This is a genomic window from Streptomyces sp. TSRI0281, from assembly GCF_001905125.1.
Taxonomy (GTDB): Bacteria; Actinomycetota; Actinomycetes; order Streptomycetales; family Streptomycetaceae; genus Streptomyces.
Genome location: NZ_LWLE01000033.1, coordinates 1 through 24,523 on the forward strand (window position 1 = coordinate 1; position 24,523 = coordinate 24,523).

At 71.2% G+C, this 24,523-nt stretch carries 18 protein-coding genes; 13 read left to right on the forward strand and 5 right to left on the reverse strand.

Annotation, left to right across the window (positions count from 1 at the left end):
* The 8 genes from A6A29_RS29155 to A6A29_RS29190 form a co-directional block, all read left to right on the forward strand.
* On the forward strand, positions 1-1,682 hold a 1,682-nt coding region (locus A6A29_RS29155), incomplete at its 5' end, for a class I tRNA ligase family protein (protein ID WP_073724462.1).
* A gap of 145 nt (positions 1,683-1,827) precedes the next feature.
* Positions 1,828-2,634, forward strand: coding sequence for a hypothetical protein (locus A6A29_RS29160; protein WP_073724464.1), 807 nt, complete (start codon positions 1,828-1,830; stop codon positions 2,632-2,634).
* Between the two features lie 145 nt (positions 2,635-2,779).
* Positions 2,780-3,625, forward strand: a complete 846-nt coding sequence (locus A6A29_RS29165; RefSeq protein ID WP_073724466.1) for a DegV family protein — start codon at positions 2,780-2,782, stop codon at positions 3,623-3,625.
* A gap of 300 nt (positions 3,626-3,925) precedes the next feature.
* A complete protein-coding gene (locus A6A29_RS47135; RefSeq protein ID WP_073724468.1) occupies positions 3,926-4,144 on the forward strand; it encodes a hypothetical protein in 219 nt (72 codons plus the stop codon).
* Entirely contained in the window at positions 4,144-5,076 is a 933-nt protein-coding gene (locus tag A6A29_RS46000; RefSeq protein WP_241838715.1) for a helix-hairpin-helix domain-containing protein, read from the forward strand. Before A6A29_RS47135 ends, A6A29_RS46000 begins: the two co-directional genes overlap by 1 nt.
* On the forward strand, positions 5,073-7,751 hold the full coding sequence (locus A6A29_RS29180; protein ID WP_079183078.1) for a ComEC/Rec2 family competence protein: 2,679 nt from the start codon (positions 5,073-5,075) through the stop codon (positions 7,749-7,751). Before A6A29_RS46000 ends, A6A29_RS29180 begins: the two co-directional genes overlap by 4 nt.
* A 198-nt stretch (positions 7,752-7,949) precedes the next feature.
* Complete coding sequence (locus A6A29_RS29185) at positions 7,950-8,738, forward strand: arylamine N-acetyltransferase family protein (protein ID WP_073724472.1); 789 nt, start codon at positions 7,950-7,952, stop codon at positions 8,736-8,738.
* Positions 8,739-8,930: 192 nt separating this feature from the next.
* Positions 8,931-9,815: a YceI family protein gene (locus A6A29_RS29190; RefSeq protein WP_073724475.1), complete on the forward strand. Its 885-nt coding sequence runs from the start codon at positions 8,931-8,933 to the stop codon at positions 9,813-9,815.
* Between the two features lie 35 nt (positions 9,816-9,850).
* Here the strand turns inward: A6A29_RS29190 and A6A29_RS29195 are convergent, their stop codons facing one another.
* On the reverse strand, positions 9,851-10,096 hold the full coding sequence (locus tag A6A29_RS29195) for a hypothetical protein (protein WP_073724477.1): 246 nt from the start codon (positions 10,094-10,096) through the stop codon (positions 9,851-9,853).
* Positions 10,097-10,182: 86 nt separating this feature from the next.
* Here A6A29_RS29195 and holA point away from each other — a divergent pair, with 86 nt between their 5' ends.
* Complete coding sequence (gene holA / locus A6A29_RS29200; RefSeq protein ID WP_073724479.1) at positions 10,183-11,169, forward strand: DNA polymerase III subunit delta; 987 nt, start codon at positions 10,183-10,185, stop codon at positions 11,167-11,169.
* 324 nt (positions 11,170-11,493) lie between these two features.
* On the opposite strand, the gene rpsT is transcribed toward holA, so the two are convergent.
* Entirely contained in the window at positions 11,494-11,760 is a 267-nt protein-coding gene (gene rpsT / locus A6A29_RS29205) for a 30S ribosomal protein S20 (protein WP_073724481.1), read from the reverse strand.
* Positions 11,761-11,975: 215 nt separating this feature from the next.
* Here rpsT and lepA point away from each other — a divergent pair, with 215 nt between their 5' ends.
* The 4 genes from lepA (at position 11,976) to hemW (ending at position 19,734) form a co-directional block, all read left to right on the forward strand.
* The gene (gene lepA, locus A6A29_RS29210) at positions 11,976-13,850 is read left to right on the forward strand and encodes a translation elongation factor 4 (RefSeq protein ID WP_073724483.1); all 1,875 of its coding nucleotides are present in this window, start codon (positions 11,976-11,978) and stop codon (positions 13,848-13,850) included.
* Positions 13,851-14,199: 349 nt separating this feature from the next.
* Positions 14,200-16,089, forward strand: a complete 1,890-nt coding sequence (locus A6A29_RS29215) for an AMP-dependent synthetase/ligase (protein ID WP_073724485.1) — start codon at positions 14,200-14,202, stop codon at positions 16,087-16,089.
* A gap of 321 nt (positions 16,090-16,410) precedes the next feature.
* A complete protein-coding gene (locus tag A6A29_RS29220) occupies positions 16,411-18,429 on the forward strand; it encodes an ATP-binding SpoIIE family protein phosphatase (RefSeq protein WP_073724487.1) in 2,019 nt (672 codons plus the stop codon).
* Positions 18,430-18,492: 63 nt separating this feature from the next.
* Positions 18,493-19,734 carry a radical SAM family heme chaperone HemW gene (hemW, locus tag A6A29_RS29225; RefSeq protein WP_073724489.1) on the forward strand — a complete coding sequence of 414 codons (1,242 nt, stop codon included), beginning with the start codon at positions 18,493-18,495 and terminating at the stop codon, positions 19,732-19,734.
* Positions 19,735-19,796: 62 nt separating this feature from the next.
* Here hemW and A6A29_RS29230 read toward each other — a convergent pair whose 3' ends face one another.
* The 3 genes from A6A29_RS29230 to A6A29_RS29240 form a co-directional block, all read right to left on the reverse strand.
* Positions 19,797-22,682 carry an ABC transporter substrate-binding protein gene (locus tag A6A29_RS29230; protein ID WP_073724491.1) on the reverse strand — a complete coding sequence of 962 codons (2,886 nt, stop codon included), beginning with the start codon at positions 22,680-22,682 and terminating at the stop codon, positions 19,797-19,799.
* A gap of 121 nt (positions 22,683-22,803) precedes the next feature.
* Entirely contained in the window at positions 22,804-23,622 is an 819-nt protein-coding gene (locus A6A29_RS29235; RefSeq protein ID WP_073724493.1) for a DUF3097 domain-containing protein, read from the reverse strand.
* A 25-nt stretch (positions 23,623-23,647) separates the two neighbouring features.
* The gene (locus A6A29_RS29240; RefSeq protein WP_073724495.1) at positions 23,648-24,379 is read right to left on the reverse strand and encodes an MBL fold metallo-hydrolase; all 732 of its coding nucleotides are present in this window, start codon (positions 24,377-24,379) and stop codon (positions 23,648-23,650) included.
* Positions 24,380-24,523 lie beyond the last annotated feature (144 nt).

Here is a 24,523-nt window from a genome sequence, read left to right on the forward strand (position 1 = left end):
CCAACCCGGTCAGCGGCGAGAAGGTGCCCGTCTTCATCGCCGACTACGTCCTGATGGGCTACGGCACCGGCGCGATCATGGCCGTGCCGGCGCACGACGCACGCGACTTCGCGTTCGCCCGCGCCTTCGAGCTGCCGATGCGCTGTGTCGTCGACCCGTCGGACGACCGCGGCACGGACGCCTCCACCTGGCAGGACGCCTTCGGCTCGCACGACGCGAAGCTGGTCAACTCCGCGAACGAGGAGATCTCGCTGGACGGCCTGGGCGTCCTCGACGCCAAGGCGAAGATCACCGAGTGGCTGAAGGCACACGGCGCAGGCGAGGGAACCGTCAACTTCCGGCTGCGCGACTGGCTGTTCAGCCGCCAGCGCTACTGGGGCGAGCCCTTCCCGATCGTGTACGACCAGGAAGGCATCGCCCACCCGCTGCCCGAGTCGATGCTCCCCCTGGAACTGCCGGAGGTCGAGGACTACTCGCCACGCACCTTCGACCCGCAGGACGCGGACTCCAGGCCCGAGCCTCCCCTCTCCCGGAACGCCGACTGGGTCAACGTCACCCTGGACCTGGGCGACGGCAACGGACCCAGGCAGTACCGGCGCGAGACCAACACCATGCCCAACTGGGCCGGTTCCTGCTGGTACGAGCTGCGCTACCTGGACCCGGACAACGACCGGCAGCTCGTCGACCCGGCCATCGAGCAGTACTGGATGGGCCCGCGAGAGGGACAGCCCGGCGGTGGTGTCGACCTGTACATCGGCGGCGCCGAGCACGCCGTCCTGCACCTCCTGTACGCCCGCTTCTGGTCCAAGGTGCTGCACGACCTGGGCCACATCTCGTCCTCCGAGCCGTTCCACAAGCTGTACAACCAGGGCATGATCCAGGCCTTCGTCTACCGCGACAGCCGTGGCATCGCCGTCCCTGCCGCCGAGATCAAGGAGCGCGACGGCGCCTTCTACCACGAGGGCGAGAAAGTCAGCCGCGTCCTGGGCAAGATGGGCAAGTCCCTCAAGAACGCCGTCACACCGGACGAGATCTGCGGCGAGTACGGCGCCGACACGCTGCGCCTGTACGAGATGGCGATGGGACCCCTGGATGTGTCGCGGCCGTGGGACACGCGTGCTGTGGTCGGTCAGTACCGGCTGCTGCAGCGGCTGTGGCGCAACATCGTCGACGAGGAGACCGGTGAGGTCACCGTCGTGGACACGGAGCCCGGCGAGGACACGCTGCGTGCGCTGCACAAGGCGATCGACGGGGTCGGCCAGGACATGGCCCAGATGCGTTTCAACACGGCGATCGCCAAGGTCACCGAGCTGAACAACCACCTGACCAAGGCCGGCGGCCCGCTGTCGAGGTCGGTGGCCGAGCGGCTGGTCCTGCTGGTGGCGCCGCTGGCACCGCACGTGGCGGAGGAGCTGTGGCGGCGCCTGGGCCACACCGAGTCCGTGGTCCACCAGGACTTCCCGGTGGCGGACCCGGCGTACGTCGTGGACGAGACCGTGACCTGTGTCGTGCAGATCAAGGGCAAGGTCAGGGCCCGACTGGAGATTCCCCCGTCCATCACGGACGAGGAACTGGAGGCACTGGCGCTGGCCGACCCCGCGGTCGTGGCCGCGCTGGGCGGGGCCGGGATCCGCAAAGTGATCGTGCGGGCGCCCAAGCTGGTCAACATCGTCCCCGAGTGATGCCTGCCGTACGCGGTTAGGTTTTGGTCAGGGCTTTCCCCTACGGGCAGGTTGGGGGTTCCGATGGAACCCTTGGCCTGCCCGTTCCGTTTACGGTGGAAGGGGCACCGGTACCGGCAGCCGCATCGACAACCGAGGGGCGTCCATGGAAGCCGCGATCACGATCCTGGCGCTTCTCTTCGTCGCGTTCGTCGCGCTGGGTGTGTACATCGGAGTCAAGGCGGTCCGCGCGGCCAAACGGGGCGTGGACCGCACGATCACGCAGGCGCGACGCACCGTGGAGGACACCACACTCCGGGCGAAGAGCTACGGGCAGGTGGGTGTCGCGGGTGCGCTCGCGCAACTGCGGCTCGACCTGCGTACGTCCATGCGGGCCACCCAGGACGCGTTGCAGGCGGGCGTGGCGGAGGACGCCTCGCTCTCGGAGTCCCTGGGCCTGTTCGAGCGGCTGAGCGTCCATGGACGCGAGCTAGACGACGAGCTGAAGCGGCTGGAGCGCGAGCCGGACCGGGCGACGGTCGCCGCGCTGTTGCCGAAGCTGAAGGAGCGCACGGAGCGGATCACGCATTCGGCGGATTCGCTGCGGTGGGCGGCGCGGGACCGTGCGCAGCGGTTCAACGAGGACGATCTGGACGCGCTGAACGCGCAGATCGACGTCGAGGCGGGGGCGCTGCGGCACTGGACGGTGGAGGACCCGCAGGCACCCGGAGCGGGTGCGGGACCGGCGGCGGGGGCGGCCGGCACCGGACCGAGGACGGATACGGAGCGGGGGCGCGGCCCGGGTGTGGAGTGGCCGGAGCCGTCCGCGGGAGCCGGGAGCAGCAGTACGGCCGAAGCGAGCTGGACGGGTCCGGCCGACGAAGAGGTGCCGCAGGCGATCACGGCTCCGGACCCGCGGCTCCGGACCAGCTATCCGTGGCAGAAGTCGGCCAGGCCGGAGACGACGAACTGAGGCCCGGGCAGGCGCCCCGTACGGTCGGCGGGGTGCGCGCCGCGTGTGAGCGAGGGTGGCAGGATGCGTGGCGAAGCGACCGCGAATGATCAGCGGTCCGGGGGCGGGCTCCCGGACCACAGTCCCGGAAGGTAATCTCCGGCTCATGTCCCGCCATGTCGCGATCGTCACCGATTCAACGGCCCACCTGCCGCGCCAGGCGATGGAACGGCACGGCATCACCTCAGTGCCGCTGACCGTCGTCCTGGGCGATCAGGCACTGGAAGAGGGCACGGAGATCTCGGCCCGCTCGCTGGCTCTCGCGTTGCAGAAACGCCACTCCGTGACCACGTCCCGGCCCAGCCCCGAGGTCTTCGCCGCGGCGTACCGGGCTGTGGCCGAGGCGGGGGCTTCCGCCATCGTGTCCCTGCATCTGTCGGCCGAGCTCTCGGGCACCTACGACGCCGCGCTGCTCGCGGCCAAGGACGCGCCGGTGCCGGTACGGGTGGTGGACACCGGAATGGTCGCCATGGCGCTGGGGTTCTGCGCGCTGGCGGCGGCGGAGACGGCGGAAACGGGCGGCAGCCTGGACGAGGCGGTGGCGGCCGCAGAGAAGCGGGCGGCAGGAACGTCCGCGTATTTCTATGTCGACACGCTGGACTATCTGCGCCGAGGCGGCCGTATCGGCGCGGCACAGGCGCTGCTGGGTTCCGCGCTGGCGGTGAAGCCGATCCTTCAGCTGGACGGCGGCCGGATCGATCTGCTGGAGAAGGTGCGGACGGCGTCCAAAGCCATCGCGCGCCTGGAAGAGATCGTTGCCGAGCGAGCAGGTGCGGGCTCGGTGGACATCGCCGTACACCACCTCGCCGCGCCCGACCGTGCCGAGCGGCTGGCCGAGCGGCTGCGCGAACGGATTCCGGGACTGGGCGACCTCCACGTCAGCGAGGTGGGCGCGGTGATCGGGGCGCACACCGGGCCGGGACTGCTGGGCGTGGTGATCTCGCCGCGCTGAGTTGGCTGTGGTGTGGTCACCGTGGTGAGCGCGTTGTGGTGAGTGCGCCGTGGAGAGACCGCCGTGGTGAGCGTGGCCTTGAGGTACACCCGGGAGGGTGGCGAAGTTATCCACAACTGGGCGGTTATCCACGGGAATCGGAGCTGCTCGGCGGGTTCGGGCCGATGTGCCTAATGTCGTGAGGCATGGCCCTTCGATCACTTCGGACACCCGTTCCCGCACCGGCTTCGGCCCCCGTTCCGGCACGCTCTCCCGACCTCGGTACTGGTTCTGACCTCGGTACTGGTCCTGACCTCGGCCGTGGTCGCGCCGCTGGTCCAGGTCCCGGTCCAGGTCCCGGTTCCGGTCTCGATTCCGGTCCCGGTCCAGCGCCGGGCGGCCGGGCGCGACATGGGCCCGGTCGCGGCCCCAGCGGTGCGGCGGGCACCGGCCCCGGCGCTCGCCATGGACGGCGGCGGCCTCCACGTGGGCAAAGCGCAGCCGTTGCGGCGGCTTCGCGTCGTCGGGCGGATGCGCTGATGACGAACGCCCTCGACGGCGTGCTCGGCTCGACTGCGGCGGAGCCGGGTTCGCTCCCGTCCTTGTCTTCGGCTTCGGGTTCGGCCTCAACTCTGTCTTCGGCTTCGGTCCCGGCTTCGGTCCCGGCTTCGGTCTACGTTCCAGTCCCGGCACCGGCGTCGGCTCTCACGACGTCCGTCGGTGGACAGGGCACGGGCCTGTCGCGGCGGAGTCGGCGGCTGGTACTCGCGCTCCGCGAGAGGCTGCCGATCTGGTTGCAGCTCCGGTGCGGTCTGGAGCCGAAGACGCTTGCCGCGCTGGCCGTTGTTCTCGTCGGAGCCGCGGTCCTTGCCGCGGTGCACTTCTGGACCGTCCGCCCGCAGTCGGTACGTGCACCTGAGCCGGTGAGAGGGGGAGAGGCTGCCCCGGCGGCCGTTCGGGAACCCGCGCACCCCGGAAGCCCGGCGCCGCCAGGCCCGTCCGCCGGGCAGCCGCCCGCAGCTGACCCCGGAGGCCAGATCGTCGTCGATGTGAGCGGCAAGGTGCGTATGCCAGGTATCCGGCGGCTGCCGGCCGGTTCGCGGGTCGCCGACGCGTTACGGGCGGCCGGAGGCGTGCGTGAGGGCACGGACATCACCGGTATCAACAGGGCGCGGGTCCTCATGGACGGCGAACAGGTCGTGGTGGGGCCCGCCGCGGTCCCGTCCAACTCCGGGACAACAGGCGGCGGTGGTCCTGCAGCGGGTCTGCCGGGGCCGACGGCGCCGGTGAGTCTGAACACGGCGACCATGGATCAGCTCGAAACCCTTCCCGGGGTCGGCCCCGTCCTGGCGCAGCACATCGTCGACTACCGCACGGAACACGGTGGTTATCGCTCCGTCGGCGAACTCCGTGAGGTCAACGGAATCGGCGACCGCCGGTTCGCGGACCTTCAGCCTCTGGTCCGGCCATGATCAGCCCCGGTACGGGGCCCGGGGCCGTTCCTCGGGGCAGCACAGGGGGCAGCGCCATTCCCCGGGGCAGCACGAGCGGCAGCGCCGACAGCCCTGGCAGCGTCGACGTTCACAGGACGTCGGGGCGGCGTCTCGGCGTGCCGGATCCGCGGCAGGAGGGGGCGGCGGATCTACGGCTCGTCCCGCCCGCTCTCGCAGCCTGGGGGGCCGCGTGGCTCGGTCTCGGACTGCCGGGGCGGTGGACGGTCTGGGGAGCCGTGGTCTGTGCCGGCCTGGCTCTGGGACTTCTGGCCTCGCTGCGGCTGTCGGCCTCGGCGGACAGGAGAAGGCGGACCAGGGCCACTGCCGCGGGAGCGGTCCTGCTCTGTGCGGCGGCCGGGGCGGCGACTGCCGGGCTGCACGGCGCCGATGTCCGGCGGGGGCCCGTACCCGCTCTGGCGCAGTCGTACGCGCGGATCGATGCGGAGGCGACCGTCACCTCGGATCCCCGGAAAGCCCGGTCACGGGTCCGCGGTGACCACAGCACGCCCGCCACGCTGCTGCTCGACGCCGAGGTCACCCGGGTAACCGCTCCCGACGGTGCCGTCACCCGGATCAGTACGCCGGTACGCGTCATGGTCTCGCCCGGCGGCACCGCGGCGCCCTGGGAGCGGCTGCTGCCGTCCACCCGTCTCCAGCTGACCGGCCGCCTCGCGCCACCGACGCACGAAGGGGAACGTATTGCCGCCGTACTGCGGGTGGAGGGCGAGGGGCCACCGCGGATCACCGGGCCTCCGTCGCTTCTCCAGCGCACGGCGGGGGAGCTGCGTTCCGGGCTGCGTGAGGCGACCGACGGGCTCGACGCGGATGCGCGGGCTCTGCTGCCGGGCCTCGTGGTCGGCGACACCTCCAGGATTCCGCCCGAACTGCACGACGCCTTCAAAGCCACCGACCTCACACACCTGCTGGCCGTATCGGGCGCCAATCTGTCGATCCTGCTCTTTCTGCTCGTCGGGCCGCCAGGCAGCGCCCTGCGGGCGGAACGGCGGGGGCTGGCACCCCGGTTGGGGATCTCCCTGCGGGCGACCGCGCTGATCGGCGGGGCACTCACTCTCGCGTTCGTCGTCGTCTGCCGACCCGAGCCGAGCGTCCTTCGCGCGGCTGCATGTGGCCTGATCACCCTGCTCGCCATCGGAACAGGCCGTCGCAGATCCCTGATTCCCGCACTTGCGGCGGCTGTTCTGCTCCTCGTGCTGTACGACCCGTGGCTGGCCCGTAGTTACGGATTCCTGCTGTCCGTGCTGGCCACCGGTGCGTTGCTCACGCTCGCGCCCCGGTGGAGCGCGGCTCTGCAACGGCGACGGGTTCCTCCCCGGCTCGCCGAGGTGCTGGGCGCGGCCGCGGCCGCCCAGGCGGTGTGCGCGCCCGTGGTCGTGGTCCTCGCCTCGCGGGTCAGCCTGGTGGCGATCCCCTGTAACCTGCTGGCCGAATTCGCGGTGGCGCCCGCGACGGTTCTCGGGTTCGCCGCGCTCGCGGTGGCCCCGGTGGCCATGCCGGTGGCCGAGGTGCTGGCCAGGGTCGCGGGCTGGCCGGTCGGGTGGATCGCGTCGGTGGCCCGTACCGGGGCGGGTCTGCCCGGGGCGGAGGTCGAGTGGCCGGGAGGATGGGCCGGGGCGGCGTTGCTCGCCGGACTCACGGGCCTGTTGGTGCTGTTCGCCCGCCGCCTGGCCCGGCACCCGTGGGTCTGCTCGGCTGCCGCGTTGCTCCTGGTCCTTGCGCTGCTGCGGCCGGTGCCGCTGACCCGGATCCTGACGGGTTGGCCGCCTCCTGGCTGGGCGTTCGCGCTGTGTGACGTCGGGCAGGGCGACGCCATGGTGCTCGCCGCGGGGGAGGGGGCCGGGGTGGTCATCGACACCGGGCCCGAACCCCGGTTGATGGACCGGTGCCTCCGGGACCTCGGAGTCACCCGGGTACCGATACTGCTCCTGACCCACTTTCACGCCGACCACGTCCGGGGTCTGCCCGGTGCGTTGCGCGGCAGAGCGGTGGGCGCGATCCAGACGACGAGCCTCGACGAACCGGCCGAGCAGGCCGCGTTCGTGCGGAGGACGGCCGCCGCCGCGGGGATTCCGGTGGTGCGGGCGGTGCCGGAGGAGCGACGCCGCATCGGCCCGCTCGACTGGCGTGTTCTCTGGCCGGGCGACGGAACGGGGCGCGCACCGGCAGGGCGTACGGAGGCGGGGCGTACGGGGGCGGGTCGTACAGAGGCGGGGCGTGTGGGGGCGGAGCGTACGGGGGCCGGGGGAGCGGGTGGGGGCTTTGGCACGGCGGAGCCGAACGACTCCAGCGTCACCCTTTACGTACGGGCAGCGGGAGGGCTGACGCTGTTGCTCCTGGGCGACCTCGAACCCCCGTCGCAGCAAGCGCTGTTACGTACGTATCCGTCCATGCCACAGGTGGACGTTCTCAAGGTGGCCCACCACGGCTCCGCCTTCCAGGACACCGCGCTCCTGCACAGCACACGGCCGAGACTGGCTCTCATCTCCTGCGGCACGGGCAACCCGTACGGCCACCCGTCGGCCCGTACCGTCGACGCGCTCAGGACCGGAGGAGCGCAGGTGCTGCGTACGGACAGGGACGGCGCCATCGCGGTGACCGGAGCCGGGAAACAACTGCGGGCGGTGGGCCGGTCCTGACCACGGACACCGCAGCGGAGACCCAGCCTCGGTCGGCGGTCCCAGGACCTGTGGCTCATGGCGGGGGAGCACGCACCGGGACAGACTACGGTCATGAATCCGCAACCGCCGCAGGCCGCCGACGCCGCAGCACCAGGCCCCTCCGCAGGCCCCTCCACAACCCACGACGCCACGGCCTCCGGCTCCGCCGGACCGGAGATGGTCGCGGCGTACCTCGACCGCATCGGTGCCGAACGGCCCGCGCGGGCCGATGCCGAGGCGTTGCACGTGTTGCAGCTCAGGCACCTCAGGACCGTGCCCTTCGAGAACCTCTCGATCCATCTCGGCGAGGAGATCGTGCTGGAGGAGCAGGCGCTCCTGGACAAGGTGGTGAACCGTGGGCGGGGCGGCTTCTGTTACGAGCTGAACGGTGCCTTCGCCGTGCTGCTGAGGGCCCTCGGCTTCCGTGTGACGCTGCTCCAGGCCCGGGTCTTCGGCGACGGTGGGCGCCTCGGCATTCCGTACGACCACATGGCGCTGCGGGTGGAGACCGAGGACGGTACGGGGCCGTGGCTGGCGGACGTGGGCTTCGGCGACCACGCCCTGCGGCCGCTCGCGCTGGACGACCGTGCCGAGCAGGAGGATCCGCGCGGTGTGTTCAGGTTCCGGGCGGCGCCGCAGGGCGATCTCGACCTGCTGCGGGACAACTCGCGCCAGTTCCGCCTCGATCTGCGGCCTCGGGTACTGGCGGACTTCCGTGCCGGGGCCTGGTACCACCGCACCTCACCCGACTCCCACTTCACCCGGTCCCTCGTCTGTTCACGGGTCACCGATACGGGCCGGGTGACGCTGAGCGGCCGTTCGCTGGTCACGACCGTCCGGGGCGAGCGGCACAGCACGGAGCAGGCCACGGACACCGAGGTGCTCGCCGCCTATCGCGACCACTTCGGTCTGCGACTCTCCCGGCTGCCCGAAGTCCATGAGCGCCGCGACATCCCGCACAAGTGACCGGCGGTGAGCGGAACGGTCAATTCGGACCTTCGGTGATACCTCGCCACAATCCCCTCCGAGCGCTCCGTTTGCCTCGAACGTCGCATCAGTGGTCGAATGCATGCTCGTCGGTGGGCCGCTGCTCCGACAACGACGAGCATGCTGTCAGAGGCCCCGAAGTGTGAAACCGCCACTGGGAGTGCGTAAGAGATGTTCGGCCGTTGGCTGGGAAGCAGGAGTCGCACGGGCGCCGCGCACCAGGGCGCCTTCGCCGGGTTGGCGGTGCCGCGTTCCGCCGGTGTGCTCAGCTGCCGGGTGCTGGACCCGGTCAACGAGCCGGTGCGGCATGCCGAGTACACGGTGACCGACAGTGCGGGCCGCAGGGTCGTCGGCGGTGAGACCGACCCCTTCGGCAGTGTCCTCGCCACCGTCCCGGCGGGCGATTACCGGCTGGCGGTCACGGCGGACGGCTTCACCCCGTTCCATGGGGCGGCCGTCGTCTCCGAGAACGCCCACGCGAGCCTCGGCGATGTGACGCTTCAGATGTCACAGCCCCCGCAGCTGCCCGACCCCGGCGAGTGGGAGGTCGAGCCGAACCACTCGCAGATCGGCTTCACCGCCCGCCACATCGGCATGGCCCGTATCCACGGCAGGTTCAACACCTTCGCCGGTGCGGTACGGATAGCCGACCGCATGGAGGACTCCGCCATGCACGTGATCATCGACGCCGCCTCGATCGACACCAACGTCCAGATGCGCGACGACCACCTGCGCTCCGGTGACTTCCTCGATGTCGGGCGCTACCCGACGCTGGAGTTCTACAGCGACCGCTTCGTCCACCGCGGCGGCAGCCGCTGGGGCGTCACCGGTGCGCTCACGCTGCACGGGGTCAGCCGTACGGTGACGCTGGACACGCAGTACCTCGGTCTGGGCAACGGCCTGGAGGGCGAGGTCCGCGCCGCCTGCCGTGCCTCCACCGAACTGCACCGGGAGGACTTCACCCTCACCTGGCAGACGATGCTGGCCCGCGGCATCGCCGCGGTCGGCTCCAGCATCTCCATCGACATGGACATCCAGATCGTCCCCAAGGGCTGAGCCGGAGCACGCCCGGCCAACCGTGCACGAGCTGGTCAGGGCACCTCCAGCCACCCCTCGTACTCCGCGGCGAAGGCGTCGAGCGAGGCCGGGTCCAGGCGCCCGGCCGGGTCCTCGACGACCACCAGCCACTGGGCGTCCTCGGCGTCGTCCTCACCGGCCAGCGCGTCCCGTACGAGCTGCGGCTCCTCGGCCACGCCGAACCGGTCGGCCAGCTCCCCGGCCACCTCCTCCGCGGTGTCGCGGTCGGGCAGCACCAGTACATGTCTCACATCGCTCACCTGCCCATTCTCGGGCACCGGGACGGGTGCCCCGGGCCGGTGGTCCGTCCCCGGGCTGTCAGTGGGGCGTGGGATGCTGGAACGCGATGGCCACCAGGAAGAATTCTGCCGACGATCCGCTCGCCCCCGTCACGCTCGCCGTGGGCCAGGAGGACCTCCTCCTGGACCGTGCCGTGCAGCAGGTGGTGGCGGCGGCCCGCGCCGCCGACGCCGATACGGATGTCCGCGACCTCAGCTCCGACCAGTTGCAGCCCGGCACGCTCGCCGAGCTGACCAGCCCCTCGCTCTTCGCCGAGCGCAAGGTGGTGATCGTGCGCAATGCGCACGACCTCTCCGCCGACACGGTCAAGGACGTCAAGGCGTACGTCTCCGCGCCGGCCGAGGAGATCACCCTCGTTCTGCTGCACGCCGGGGGAGCCAAGGGCAAGGGGCTGCTGGACGCGGCGCGCAAGGCCGGCGCGCGTGAGGTCGCCTGCCCCAAGACGACCAAGGCGGCCGAGCGGCTGTCCTTCGTACGGTCCGAGTTCCGTGCGCTGGGGCGTTCCGCGACGCCGGAGGCGTGCCAGGCGCTGGTCGATTCCATCGGCAGCGAGCTGCGGGAGCTGGCCAGTGCGGCGTCCCAGCTGGTCGCCGATGTCGAGGGCACGATCGACGAAGCGATCGTCGGGCGCTATTACACGGGCCGTGCCGAGGCGTCCTCGTTCACCGTCGCCGACCGGGCGGTCGAGGGCCGGGCGGCCGAGGCGCTGGAGGCGCTGCGCTGGTCGCTGTCGACCGGGGTCGCGCCCGTCCTGATCACCAGCGCGCTGGCACAGGGCGTGCGGGCGATCGGCAAGCTCTCCTCGGCCCGGGGCGGCCGGCCCGCGGACCTCGCCCGCGAGCTGGGCATGCCGCCGTGGAAGATCGACCGGGTGCGGCAGCAGATGCGGGGCTGGACGCCGGACGGGGTCGCGGTGGCGCTGCGGGCGGTGGCGGCGGCCGACGCGGGCGTGAAGGGCGGCGGGGACGATCCGGAGTACGCCTTGGAGAAGGCCGTCGTCGCCGTTGCCCAGGCTGCGCGCTCGGGGCGGTAGCCAAGGGTTGCGCCGAGCGCGGCACCTGTGCCGGACTTTTCCGTAGCCCGTAGCCCGTAGCCCGTAGCCCGTAGCCCGTAGCCCGTAGCCCGTAGCCCGTAGCCCAGCCGCGCCGCGTCCCGTGGCCACCCCATCCTCGTACGGGTGCGTACGCGAAAGCCCCGGTCGCCGTCCTGGGGAGGACGAGCTGCCGGGGCTGTCGGTTCAAGCGTTTTGTGCGCCGCACCCGCGTGGCGAACGCAGGTTCGGTGTGCGGCACGGGGTGCCGGTCAGGAGCGGGAGAGAGGGCCCGCTGAGTCCGTACCGGCGATCACATCAGAAAGTTCAGGCCTGGAGAGCGGCAACCTTGGAGGCCAGCGCCGACTTCTTGTTGGCGGCGGCGTTCTTGTGGATGACACCCTTCGAGACAGCCTTGTCGAGCTGACGGGAGGCGTCGCGGACGGCCGTGGTGGCCTTCTCGACGTCACCGGCAGCGGCGGCCTCTCGGGCCTTGCGGACCGCGGTCTTGAGCGACGACTTGACGGCCTTGTTGCGCAGGCGCGCCTTCTCGTTGGTCTTGTTCCGCTTGATCTGGGACTTGATGTTCGCCACGAAAGAGCCTTTTCAGGTTCGTTGGATCTTCGATGTGCGCCACGCCGCTCGTGAGAGCCACGAGGCACAGCTGCCCACGTTACCAGTCACTCTGCGACCGGCCTAAACCGGTCTCTGCCCCGCGGCCATGGGACGATGGAAGCTACGTATTGATCCGACCGACCCGACATCGACCCGAGACACGGCGTTCGGCGTCTCAAGAATCAGGACCCTGCGTGCCCGCGACTCCTATCCACGTGCCCGAGCCGAGCCGTACCGACCCGGCGCTGATCCGCAATTTCTGCATCATCGCGCACATCGACCACGGCAAGTCGACCCTTGCCGACCGGATGCTTCAGCTGACGGGCGTGGTCGACCAGCGGCAGATGCGCGCTCAGTACCTCGACCGGATGGACATCGAGCGCGAGCGCGGCATCACCATCAAGTCCCAGGCGGTACGTCTGCCCTGGGCGCCCAACACCGCAGAGGGCAAGGGCAGCACCCATATCCTCAACATGATCGACACGCCGGGCCACGTGGACTTCACCTATGAGGTCTCCCGTTCGCTCGCCGCCTGCGAGGGCACGGTCCTGCTGGTCGACGCCGCGCAGGGCATCGAGGCCCAGACGCTCGCGAACCTCTATCTGGCGATGGAGAACGACCTCACCATCGTCCCCGTGCTCAACAAGATCGACCTGCCCGCCGCACAGCCCGAGAAGTTCTCCGAGGAGCTGGCCAACCTCATCGGCTGCCAGCCGGAGGATGTCCTCAAGGTCTCCGCGAAGACCGGTGTCGGCGTGGACGCCCTGCTCGACCGGGTGGTCCGGGACGTGCCCGCCCCGGTCGGCAAGGCCGACGCCCCCGCCCGAGCGATGATCTTCGACTCGGTCTACGACTCCTACCGCGGTGTCGTCACCTACGTCCGTGTCATCGACGGCCAGCTCAGCAAGCGCGAGCGCATCCGGATGATGTCCACGGGCGCCACCCACGAGCTGCTGGAGATCGGTGTCTCCTCCCCGGAGATGACCCCGGCCGACGGCATCGGCGTGGGCGAGGTGGGCTACATCATCACCGGTGTGAAGGACGTCCGGCAGTCCAAGGTCGGTGACACGATCACCTCCCTCCACAACGGTGCCACCGAGGCGCTCGGCGGTTACAAGGACCCCAAGCCGATGGTGTTCTCGGGGCTGTACCCGCTGGACGGCTCGGACTACCCGGACCTGCGCGAGGCGCTGGACAAGCTCCAGCTCAACGACGCCGCCCTGGTGTACGAGCCGGAGACCTCCGCGGCGCTGGGCTTCGGCTTCCGCGTCGGCTTCCTCGGCCTGCTCCACCTTGACGTGGTCCGTGAGCGTCTGGAGCGCGAGTTCGGTCTCGACCTCATCGCCACCGCCCCGAACGTGGTCTACCGCGTCGAGATGGAGGACGGCACCGAGCACATCGTCACCAACCCGAGCGAGTTCCCCGAGGGCAAGATCGACAAGGTGCACGAGCCCGTCGTGCGCGCCACGGTCCTGGCCCCGAGCGAGTTCATCGGCGCGATCATGGAGCTCTGCCAGAACCGGCGCGGCACCCTGCTCGGCATGGACTACCTGTCCGAGGACCGGGTCGAGATCCGTTACACCCTGCCGCTCGCCGAGATCGTCTTCGACTTCTTCGACCAGCTGAAGTCCAAGACCCGCGGCTATGCCTCGCTCGACTACGAACCCACCGGCGAGCAGTCCGCGCAGCTCGTCAAGGTCGACATCCTGCTGCACGGCGACAAGGTGGACGCGTTCTCCGCGGTCACGCACAAGGACAAGGCGTACGCGTACGGCGTGCGGCTCGTCGCCAAGCTGCAGAAGCTCATCCCGCGGCAGAACTTCGAGGTGCCCATCCAGGCGGCCATCGGCGCCCGGGTCATCGCCCGTGAGACCGTCCGCGCCATCCGCAAGGACGTCCTCGCCAAGTGTTACGGCGGTGACATCTCCCGTAAGCGGAAGCTGCTGGAGAAGCAGAAGGAGGGCAAGAAGCGGATGAAGATGGTCGGCAACGTGGAGGTTCCTCAGGACGCCTTCATCTCCGTGCTGTCGACGGACGAGTCGGCCGGCGAGGCCAAGGGCAAGAAGTAGCCCGACGCGGAGAAGCCCCGGCCATCCGTACCGACGAGTAGCGCAACGGGCCCCCGTGCCGCAGAACCCTGCGGCGCGGGGGCCCGTTCGTTATGAAGCGGCGGCCGGTTGCCTCTTACATGGCGCTCCCGCGCGCTCTACTCTGATCACAACCCGTTGGTTACTCACCAGTTAAACAAGCGTGATCCAACGGCAACGAGCGAGAGCGTCGAGCGAGAGCGTCGAGCACGAACGTCGAGCAAGTACCACGCGCCAGAACGACGAGCGAGAACGACGAGCAGGATCAGCAGAAGCAGCCGCAGTACCAAGAAGCCGGTCGAAGCAATGCCGCAGGCCCGGAGGACGCGTCGTGAGCGACACACAGACCTTGATCGATAACCGACCGCCCTCCGTGGCGACCCTCTTCATCGACCGCGTGGCGGCCACCCCGGACGGGGAGGCGTACCGCTATCCGGTGCCCGCCGTCTCGGGCCGGGGCCCCGACGAGTGGAAGTCGCTGAGCTGGGGGCAGGCCGCCGAGCGGGTCTACGCGATCGCCGCCGGGCTGATCGCGCTCGGGGTGGAGCCGGAGGAGCGCGTCGCGCTCGCCTCGGCCACCCGCGTGGAGTGGATCCTCATCGACCTCGGTGTGATGTGCGCGGGCGGCGCGACCACTACGATCTACCCCTCCACGAACACCGAGGAGTCCGCCTTCATCCTGGCCGACTCCGAGAGCCGGGTCCTGATCGCCGAGGACGCCGCGCAACTGGCGAAGGCCCGTGAGGCCCGCGCCGAGCTGCCGAACCTCGCCCATGTCGTCGTCATCGACCCGGCCGGTGCCGAGCCCGTCGAGGGCGACCCGGAGGGCTGGGTCCTCACCCTCGCCGACCTGGAGGCGCGGGGCGCCGAGCACCTGGCGAAGCACCCGGACGCGATCACCGACCGCGTCTCCGCCATCACGGCCGACCAGCTGGCCACCCTGATCTACACCTCGGGCACCACCGGCCGCCCCAAGGGCGTCCGGCTGCCGCACGACAACTGGTCGTACATGGCCAAGGCCACCGTGGCGACCGGTCTGATCACCGCGGACGACGTCCAGTACCTCTGGCTGCCCCTCGCGCACGTCTTCGGCAAGGTCCTCACCTCCGGGCAGATCGAGGTCGGTCACGTCACCGCGGTCGACGGCCGCATCGACAAGATCATCGAGAATCTGCCGGTCGTCCAGCCGACCTACATGGCCGCCGTCCCCCGGATCTTCGAGAAGGTCTACAACGGGGTCGCCGCCAAGGCACGGGCCGGTGGCGGCGCCAAGTACAAGATCTTTCTGTGGGCCGCCGGGGTGGCCCGGGAGTACGCGAAGGTCTCCCAGGACAACTTCCGGCGTACCGGCACGGCTTCCGTGCCCTTCGCGCTCGGCGCCAAGCACAAGGTCGCCGACACACTCGTCTTCGCCAAGATCCGCGAGGCGTTCGGCGGCCGGCTGCGCGCCTGTGTCTCCGGCTCCGCGGCACTGGCCCCCGACATCGGCTACTTCTTCGCCGGGGCCGGGGTCCACATCCTGGAGGGCTACGGCCTGACCGAGAGCAGCGCCGCGTCCTTCTGCAACCCGGGCGAGGCCTACCGCACCGGCACCGTAGGCAAGCCGCTCCCCGGCACCGAGGTGCGGATCGCGGACGACGGCGAGGTCCTGCTGCGCAGCCCCGGCATCATGCAGGGCTACCACCGGCAGGCCGACAAGACCGCCGAGGTGCTGGAGTCGGACGGCTGGCTGCACACCGGCGACATCGGTGAGCTCTCCCTCGACGGCTACCTGCGGATCACCGACCGCAAGAAGGACCTGATCAAGACGTCCGGCGGCAAGTACGTCGCCCCGGCGGAGGTCGAGGGCCAGTTCAAGGCGGTGTGCCCGTTCGTCTCCAACATCCTGGTGCACGGCGCGGACCGTAACTTCTGCTCCGCCCTCATCGCGCTCGACGGGCCCACCATCCTCGGCTGGGCCGCCGAGAACGGCCTGGAGGGCAAGTCGTACGCCGAAGTGGTGGCGGCGCCCGCGACGGTCGAACTCATCGAGGGCTACGTGAAGCGCCTCAACGAGGGCCTCCAGCGCTGGCAGACCATCAAGAAGTTCCGCCTGCTGCCGCGCGACCTCGATGTCGAGCACGGCGAGCTGACCCCCAGTCTCAAGCTGAAGCGGCCGGTCGTCGAGCGCGAGTACAAGCAGCTCATCGAGGACATGTACGCGGGCTCGCGCGAGGCGTAACGGGCGGTTCGGGCGCCGGGGGCACCGTCAGGTCTGCCGGAGAGTCGGGGCACCGTCAGGTCTGCCGGAGGGGGCGTCGAGCAACGGACGCGCCCTGCGGGACGCGCGTGGCGCGGGCGGGAGCGGCAGATGTGTACGTATCTCCCGCACCCGCCCGTCTTCCGCTTCTACCTGCCCACCCGCGTTCTGCTTCCTGCCACATTGCGTTCGAATCTGCTCGAATTTCTGCCCACTTCGGTAACTCGGTGCTTATGCACGCGGCCGGTCTGTCACTCTGTCGTTGTTGTCGGCGGCGTTTCGTGAGACCGGTAGGAGCCGCACGTGGGGCCCATTCCCTTGCAGCGGGACATCGTGCACCGTCCCGTCACCGGCGGTGCCGGTCAGTTCGACGACCCGCGCCTGGTCAGCCGTACCAGCCTGCCCGGAATACCGCTTGCCCCGTCCGCGGCGCGCAAGTTCGTGCGCGCCGCGCTCGCGGAGTGGGCCGGGATCGGGGTGCCCGCGGCCGTGGGCTTCAGCGACCGGCTGGCCGATGACGCGGTGACCGTCGCCAATGAGCTGGTCACCAACGCGGTCGTGCACGCCGGGACGGCCGTCGACCTGCTCTTCCGGCTGGAGGAAGCGGCCGACGAGACACCCGCCGCCCTCGTGCTGGAGGTCACCGACCACCACCCGGCCCGCCCGGTGAGCGGCGAACGGTCCGGGGCCGCGGCCGGCCCGCCGACGGAGCGGCCCGACCCCGCCGAGTACGGCCGCGGCCTCCAGCTCGTCGCCACCCTCGCCGAATCCTGGGGCATCACCTACCGCACCGGCCTCAAGACCGTCTGGGCCCGCCTGTCCGTCGACGAGTGGAGCGCGCCGCCGGGACCGTCCGAGGAGGACACCCTGCGGTGCGGCCTGCGGGCCGCCGAGATCCTCGCCCCCACCGTCCGGCGCGCCGAACGCGACGACGCGGGCTGGGACAACCGGGGCGCGCTCTCCTTCCTCGCCGAGGCGTCCGACCTGCTGGCGGGCCAGCTCGACGAGGACCTCGTGGCGGCCATAGCGGGACAGCTGCTGGTGCCCAGGCTCGCGGACTGGTGCGCGATCTGGCTGGAGAGCGAGGGCGGCGGGCCCGCGGCGGCACCCCGGCTCGCCCGCGTCTGGCACCACGACGAGACGGGAACCGAGGCGCTGCGCTCGGTGCTGGAGAAGGAACCACTCCGGCTGCCCGGCAGCGCCGGCTCCGGGCCCGTACCCATGCCCTGGCCCACGGACGGCGGTCCGGAGGCCGGCGAGCGGCACGGATCGCCGGACGGCGGCACAGGGGCCGGCGAGCGGCACGGGCCGCCGGACGGCGGCGCTCCCGAGGAGGAACCGGACGCGCGGCCCGGCGGCCGTGACGGGGCCGCCCTCGCCTACCGGATCACCGCGGGCGGCCGCACGCTCGGCGCCGTCCTCGTCGGACGGGAAGGCGTCGCCCGGGTCCCCGACGAGGTGGCCGCGCTGATCGAGGACTTCGTCCGCCGCCTCGGCCTCGCCGTCGGCGCGGCCCGCGCCTACACCCGGCAGGCCACGATCAGCCGCATCCTCCAGCGCGGACTGCTGCCCAGCAAGGTCGCCGAGATCCCCGGAGTCACCAGCGCCCTGGTGTACGAGCCGAGCGACGACGGCGTGGTCGGGGGTGACTTCTACGACATCTTCCCGTGCCCCGGCGACCGCTGGTGCTTCGTGCTCGGCGACGTCCAGGGCAGTGGCCCCGAGGCCGCCGTCGTCACCGGACTGGCCCGCCCCTGGCTGCGGCTGCTGTCCCGGGAGGGCTTCGGCGTCGGCGAGGTCCTGGACCGGCTCAACCGGCTCCTCCTCGACGACGCCATGGAGGCCGCGGAGGCCGCCGCCCTGATGGTCGCGGCGGCGGGCGGGCAGCAGCTCCAGGACGGCTCCCAGTCCCGGTTCCTCTCCCTGCTGTACGGGGAGATCGTCCCGCTCCCGGACGGCGGGGTGCGCTGCACCGTGGTCAGCGCGGGCCACCCGCTGCCCCTGCTGCTGCGGCCCGACGGTTCCGTACGTCCCGCGGCCGATCCCCAGGTGCTGCTCGGCGTCGTCGAGGACGTCGCGTACGAGAGCCAGAGCTTCGACCTGGCGCCCGGGGACGCCCTGCTCTGCGTGACCGACGGGGTGACCGAGCGGCGTTCGGGGCGGCTCCTGTTCGACGACGGGGACGGGCTCGCGCGGGTGCTCTCCGGATGCGCCGGGCTGCCCGCGGAGACGATCGCCGACCGGATCAAGCGGGCCGTCCACGAGTTCGCCGAGCTGCCGCCGGACGACGACGTGGCCCTGATGGTGCTCCGGGCCGACTGAGGGCGGGCGAAGGGACCGCCCCGGCCCCGCAGCGGGTCGGGGCCGCTCCCGCGGCGAGTGACAATGGACGGTATGCCTTCCGTACTGCCCGATGGTGAGCCCGTGCCCGACGACGGGGCGCTGCCCCGCCATGCCCTGGAAGGCGCCGCCGACCGACCGCTCGGCTTCTATCTGCATGTGCCCTACTGCGCCACCCGCTGCGGCTACTGCGACTTCAACACCTACACCGCCACGGAGCTGCGCGGCTCCGGCGGCGCCCTGGCCTCCCGCGACAACTACGCCGCGCACCTGATCGACGAGGTCCGCCAGGCCCGCAAGGTCCTGGGCGACGACCCCCGGCCGGTCCGGACCGTGTTCGTCGGCGGCGGCACCCCCACGCTGCTGCCCGCCGCCGATCTCGTACGGATGCTGGGGGCGATCCGCGACGAGTTCGGGCTCGCGGACGATGCCGAGATCACCACCGAGGCCAACCCGGAGTCCGTCGATCCGGCCTATCTGGCCGCCCTGCGCGAAGGCGGCTTCAACCGGGTCTCCTTCGGCATGCAGAGCGCCCGGCAGCACGTCCTGAAGATCCTGGACCGTACGCACACCCCCGGGCGCCCCGAAGCCTGTGTCGCCGAGGCCAGGGCGGCGGGCTTCGACCACGTCAACCTGGACCTGATCTACGGCACCCCCGGCGAGTCCGACGACGACTGGCGGGCCTCCCTGGACGCGGCCATCGGCGCCGGCCCCGACCATGTGTCGGCCTACGCCCTGATCGTCGAGGAGGGCACCCGGCTCGCCCGGCGCATCCGGCGCGGCGAGATCCCGATGACCGACGACGACGCACACGCCGACCGGTATCTGATCGCGGACGAGGCGATGGCCGCCGCGGGCTTCTCCTGGTACGAGGTGTCCAACTGGGCCCGGACCCCCGAGGGCCGGTGCCTGCACAACGAGCTGTACTGGCGCGGCGCCGACTGGTGGGGCGCCGGGCCGGGCGCGCACAGCCACGTGGGCGGGGTGCGCTGGTGGAACGTGAAGCACCCGGGGGCGTACGCACAAGCGCTCGCCGAGGGTCGCTCGCCCGGGGCGGGGCGCGAGATCCTCGCCCCCGAGGACCGCCGGGTCGAGCGGATCCTGCTGGAGCTGCGGCTGCTCGAAGGGTGCCCACTGTCGCTGCTCAGGCCGGACGGCCTCGCGGCCTCGCGACGGGCCCTCACGGACGGGCTGCTGCAGGCCGGTCCGTACGAGGAGGGGCGCGCGGTCCTCACCCTGCGGGGGCGGCTGCTGGCCGACGCGGTGGTGCGGGACCTGGTGGACTGAGCCGCCCCGGGCCGGTACCTGCCCCGGGCCGGCCCCCGCCCCCGGTGCCTGCCCCCGCCCCGCTACGGCTTGCAGTCCTCGCGGGCCAGCGGCTTCGGTATGCCCGCCGGTTTGCCGCACAGGACGGTCCGTTCGGCGTCCGGCCCGGGGCGGACCACCTTGATGATGTTGATGCCGTGCATGTTCTCGGCGGGGGACGCCTTGTCCCTGCTGAAGGTGATCGTCCCCGTGGGCATGCTGTTGAGGTCCACCGTGTGCAGCGTCGCCCAGGTCTCCGCCGCGCTTCGCCGGGTGTCCCCGCGGGCGGCGGCGTCGTACAGCGCGGCCGTCGCGCTGTAGGAAAGTGCGGTCTGACCGCTGGCGAACAGCTCGTCCTCATAGGCGGGTGCGCCCGCCGACAGCGCCGTCAGCTCCCCGTCGGGGTGCAGGTCGGCCAGCGCGCTGCGGGCATCGCTGTAGAAGCCGGGATTGGCGCCCTTGTCCAGCGGGGCCAGCGAGCTGTGGTAGAGCGTCACGTTCGCGGCGATGGACGTGCTGGCCTCGAAGGTGCCCTTCGTCAGATCGTCCCCCGTGAACACCGTCATGGGCTTCTTGGAGCAGAGCCCCTGCGAGAGGCCGCTCATCAGGTTCGGGACGTCCTCGACCCGCCCGGCGAAGTACAGCGCGTCGGGCACCGGGTCCAGCTTGCAGATCGTGGTCACCGGGGTGTTGAGGCTGGCGCCGCCGGAGAGCTTGTACGTGATGTCGTCACCCACGCCGAACCCCGCCTTGCGGAGCATCGACCTGCCCGCCTCGCGCTGCTCGGCCGTGTACCGGTCCTTGTCGCCGTTGCGCAGTTCCCGGGAAAGGACGATCGCGCTCGGGGCGGTCCTCCCGCCCTTGAGCTTCTCGGCGATCTGCCGGGCGACCAGACCGAGGGCGTACGCCTGCTCCTCGTCGGTCGCGGCGAGACCGAAGTAGTTCGGGTAGTCCCGGGGCAGGTCGCTGCTCGAATTGGTGGTGTCGACCAGCGGCAGACCGGCCTTCCGGAGCCGGCCGGTGGCCGCCGCGCTCTCCTGCGTATTGCGGCCGAAGCCGACCACGCCGACCACGGTCGGGTCCCGCTCCGCCACCTCGATTATCTTGTCCACCGTGGTCAGCTGATGGAGCATGTCCTGACCGCCGTTGGCCGTGAGGACCCGCAGCTTGACGGGCCGGTGCAGCGTCTTGTTCACCGAACGCTGGTGCAGATAGACGCCGGTCAGCTCCTCCAGCCCCTTGCGGGTGAGCTTGTCGTCGCCGTTCCGTGCGGTGAGCGGCCCCGCGTAGACGATGGTGACGTAGTTCTCGTTCGGCCCGATGTCCGCGTTCTCGTCTCGTATCGCCTTCTCGACGCGCTCGAAGCTGATGCCCGCGCCCACGCCGTTCAGTGTCAGCTTGTTGCCCTTGGCGAAGAGCACCTCGGGGGACGTGGCCACCCCGACGCACTCCCTGTCCTTCCCCGAGCCGCTCCAGATCGCGTCCGTGTTGCGGTCGGTCAGCGGGCCGTGGCAGTACTCCTTCTGCCAGTGCTCGCTCCACAGGAAGGTTCCCAGCAGACTCCCGACGAGGACGAGCGCGACGGCCGACCTGGACATCACCCACCACGCCCAGGTCCGCCGGACCCGATGGGTGACGAGTTCCGCGTGCGCGTGCTCATGGGTCAGCTTGCCGGTGGACAGCGGCAGCCGGAGCACCCACGCCAGCGTCGCGGCCGCGACGGGGGACTGGCCCAGGCTCAGATCGTCGACCCAGCGCTCGTAACGGGCCCGCGCCGCCGCGGAGAAGGTGGGCCCGCTCGCGGGCGGCGGGTCCGCGGGCAGCGGCGGGGTGTGCCGCATGATCCCGGCGGCGGGCAGGGACGCCAGCAGCAGCAGCGGGTCCACCTCGCTGCGCCGGGAACGTACGTTGTTGATCGCGTTGATCAGCAGGATGCCGCCGTTGTCCTGGGTGGCCGTGGGCAGGAACACCACCGGCGGGACCGTCCGCTTGCTGCGCCGCCAGTCCAGCGTGTGCGGCCGGTAGTTGTGCAGCAGGTCCTCCAGCAGGGCCTGGACCCGCAGCTCCAGATGGAACTGGCGCGCGTGCTCGTCGCCCGCCCGCGCGTCGGCCACCCGCTCGGCGACCGCCGCCGCGCGGGCCCGGATCACCCGCCAGGAACCGCTCGGCGAGAACCGGGACCAGCCGTCGGAGGGGTACCCCGTACTGGACGCGGCCAGTGAGGAGGTGGTCGCGAACCACCGGCTGGCCCGGCGCAGCCACAGCAGCGGGGGCGCGGCGCTGCTCAGCAGCCGTACGACGGCCAGGCCGAGCAGGGCGACGGCCGCCACCAGGGCGGTCAGCAGCCAGCCGATCTCGCCGAGCAGCACGCTGAGCACGGCGATGAAGACGGCGCCCATGAAGGTCTCCGGCCGCACCGAGGCCCGCAGCGAGTCCCACCAGTTGTTGCTCCCCGACCGGCTCGCCCGCCAGCGCAGCCTGCCAAGCTGCTCAAGAATCCTTTCCTCACGTCCGCGCGCCGAGCGCTCGCCGGGCTGCGCGAGCACCGTCGTGGTGGCCTGCTCGATGGCACCGAGGAGGCGTGAGCGGGGGAAGGAGAACGGCTTGTACTGCGAGCTCTCCCGGGTCTCCCAGGGCTCCTCGCTCAGCCTGCGCACCATGTCGAGCGCCGCGTCGTACGGGGTCCGGCCGTCGCCGTCGAGCAGCTTCACCGGGACCCGGCGCAGCTGATTGGCCCGGTGGATCTGGAGCACGATCTGCTCGACGCGCGCGTCGATCTCCGGGCCCACGTCGGCGTCGGCCGCCTGTGCGACCACCAGGGGCATCACCGGCCGGTTGACCTTGTACTGGTCGATCAGCTGCTGCATCAGGTGGAAGACGGCCGAAGCCGCCTCGTTCTCCGCACTGTCCTGCCACACCTCGCGTGTCATATTGCCCCCGTGCCTTCCCGTCGCCCGCCGAGCCCCTTCACCCCTCAATAACCGATGGTGCGTGTGTGGCGCAGGCGTTCAGCGGGATCGGTACCGGATCCTCTTCAACGGGGGCCGGACTTCAATCAGGAAGCGTGACGAAGTCGATCAACTCCTCGACCCGACCCAGGAGTTGCGGTTCGAGATCGCGGTAGGAGCGGACCTTGGAGAGGATGTGCTGCCAGGCCGCCCCGGTGTTCTCCGGCCAGCCCAGCGACCGGCACACCCCTGTCTTCCAGTCCTGGCCGCGCGGCACCACCGGCCAGCCCGCGATCCCCACCGACGAGGGCTTCACCGCCTCCCAGACGTCGATGTACGGGTGGCCCACCACCAGCACGTTCGCGTCCGACACCTGACCGGCGATCCGGGACTCCTTGGAACCCGGCACCAGATGGTCCACCAGCACCCCCAGCCGGGCGTCCGGTCCCGGTGAGAACTCGCGCACGATCGCCGGGAGGTCGTCGATGCCCTCCAGGTACTCGACCACCACACCCTCGATCCGCAGGTCGTCGCCCCACACCCGCTCGACCAGCTCCGCGTCGTGCCGGCCCTCCACATAGATCCGCCCGGCCCGCGCCACCCGCGCCCGCGCGCCGGGCACCGCCACCGAACCGGACGCCGTACGGGCGGGCCGCACAGGACCGGCGGCCGAGGGGCGTACGAGCGTGATGACCCGGCCCTCCAGCAGGAAGCCGCGCGGCTCCATCGGGAACACCCGGTGCTTGCCGAAGCGGTCCTCCAGGGTGACCGTCGGGCCCTGGGCCGTCTTCTCGCAGCGGATCACCGCACCGCAGAAGCCGGTGGAGACCTCCTCCACGACCAGATCGGGCTCGGCGGGGACCTCCGGGGCGGGGGCGGACTTCTTCCACGGCGGGGTCAGGTCCGGCTGATAGCTGCGCATGGCACGACGATAAGTGGGCGGCCTCTCACGACACGCCGAAGCGCTCCGCCAGCCGGTCCCGCTGCGCCCGTACGAACGCCGCGTCCACCACCGCCCCGTGCCCCGGTACGTACAGCGCGTCCTCGCCGCCCAGCGCCAGCAGCCTGTCCAGCGCGGCCGGCCAGCGGGAGACGACCGCGTCCCCGCCCGCCTGCGGTTCGCCGGACTCCTCGACCAGGTCGCCGCAGAGCACCACCGCCGGCTCCCCGTCCGACCCCGGCACCAGCGCCGCCAGATCGTGGCCGCTGTGCGCCGGACCGACATCGGCCAGCAGCACCTGCCGGCCGCCCCCGAGGTCGAGCGTCCACTCCCCGCACACTTCGTGGCGCGGGGCCACCAGGACATCCACCGCCTGCGCCGCCTGCTCCTCGGGCACCCCGTGGCGCACCGCGGAGGCGCGCAGACCGTCCGCACCGCGGTCGAGGAGACCGGCGATGCCGACCGCCCCGTACACCTGGGCCCCGGCGAACGCCGCGGTGCCCAGCACATGATCGAAATGCGGGTGGCTCAGTGCGATATGTGTCACCCTGCGGCCGAGCAACGCCTCCGCCTGCGTCCGCAGCTCGACGCCCTCGCGCAGCGTCGACCCGGTGTCGTAGAGCAGCGCCGCGCCCGCCCCGGCCACCAGCGCGACCGTCGCATCCCACCCGGGAAGCCGCCGCCGGCCCACACCGTTGCCCAACCGCTCCCAGCCGAACTCTTCCCAAGAGACGTCCATACGGCGACGCTATCGGCAACGACCTGCGCAGTCTCGCGGTAGCGTGGCCGGTCGCCCTTGCCTGGGGGGCACCCCGCCCCCGTACACTGGCCGGGGAGGATTGCTGGCACTCGAACGCACAGAGTGCCAGGCAGACACCGGAGA

What these genes read in the sequence shown, in the direction of transcription:
- A6A29_RS29160 (WP_073724464.1), top strand. Translation starts at nt 1,828, where the DNA reads ATGGAAGCCGCGATCACGATCCTGGCGCTTCTCTTCGTCGCGTTCGTC.
- A6A29_RS29165 (WP_073724466.1), top strand. Translation starts at nt 2,780, where the DNA reads ATGTCCCGCCATGTCGCGATCGTCACCGATTCAACGGCCCACCTGCCG.
- A6A29_RS46000 (WP_241838715.1), top strand. Translation starts at nt 4,144, where the DNA reads ATGACGAACGCCCTCGACGGCGTGCTCGGCTCGACTGCGGCGGAGCCG.
- A6A29_RS29180 (WP_079183078.1), top strand. Translation starts at nt 5,073, where the DNA reads ATGATCAGCCCCGGTACGGGGCCCGGGGCCGTTCCTCGGGGCAGCACA.
- A6A29_RS29185 (WP_073724472.1), top strand. Translation starts at nt 7,950, where the DNA reads ATGGTCGCGGCGTACCTCGACCGCATCGGTGCCGAACGGCCCGCGCGG.
- A6A29_RS29190 (WP_073724475.1), top strand. Translation starts at nt 8,931, where the DNA reads ATGTTCGGCCGTTGGCTGGGAAGCAGGAGTCGCACGGGCGCCGCGCAC.
- holA (WP_073724479.1), top strand. Translation starts at nt 10,183, where the DNA reads ATGGCCACCAGGAAGAATTCTGCCGACGATCCGCTCGCCCCCGTCACG.
- hemW (WP_073724489.1), top strand. Translation starts at nt 18,493, where the DNA reads ATGGACGGTATGCCTTCCGTACTGCCCGATGGTGAGCCCGTGCCCGAC.
- A6A29_RS29230 (WP_073724491.1), bottom strand. Translation starts at nt 22,682, where the DNA reads ATGACACGCGAGGTGTGGCAGGACAGTGCGGAGAACGAGGCGGCTTCG.
- A6A29_RS29235 (WP_073724493.1), bottom strand. Translation starts at nt 23,622, where the DNA reads ATGCGCAGCTATCAGCCGGACCTGACCCCGCCGTGGAAGAAGTCCGCC.
- A6A29_RS29240 (WP_073724495.1), bottom strand. Translation starts at nt 24,379, where the DNA reads ATGGACGTCTCTTGGGAAGAGTTCGGCTGGGAGCGGTTGGGCAACGGT.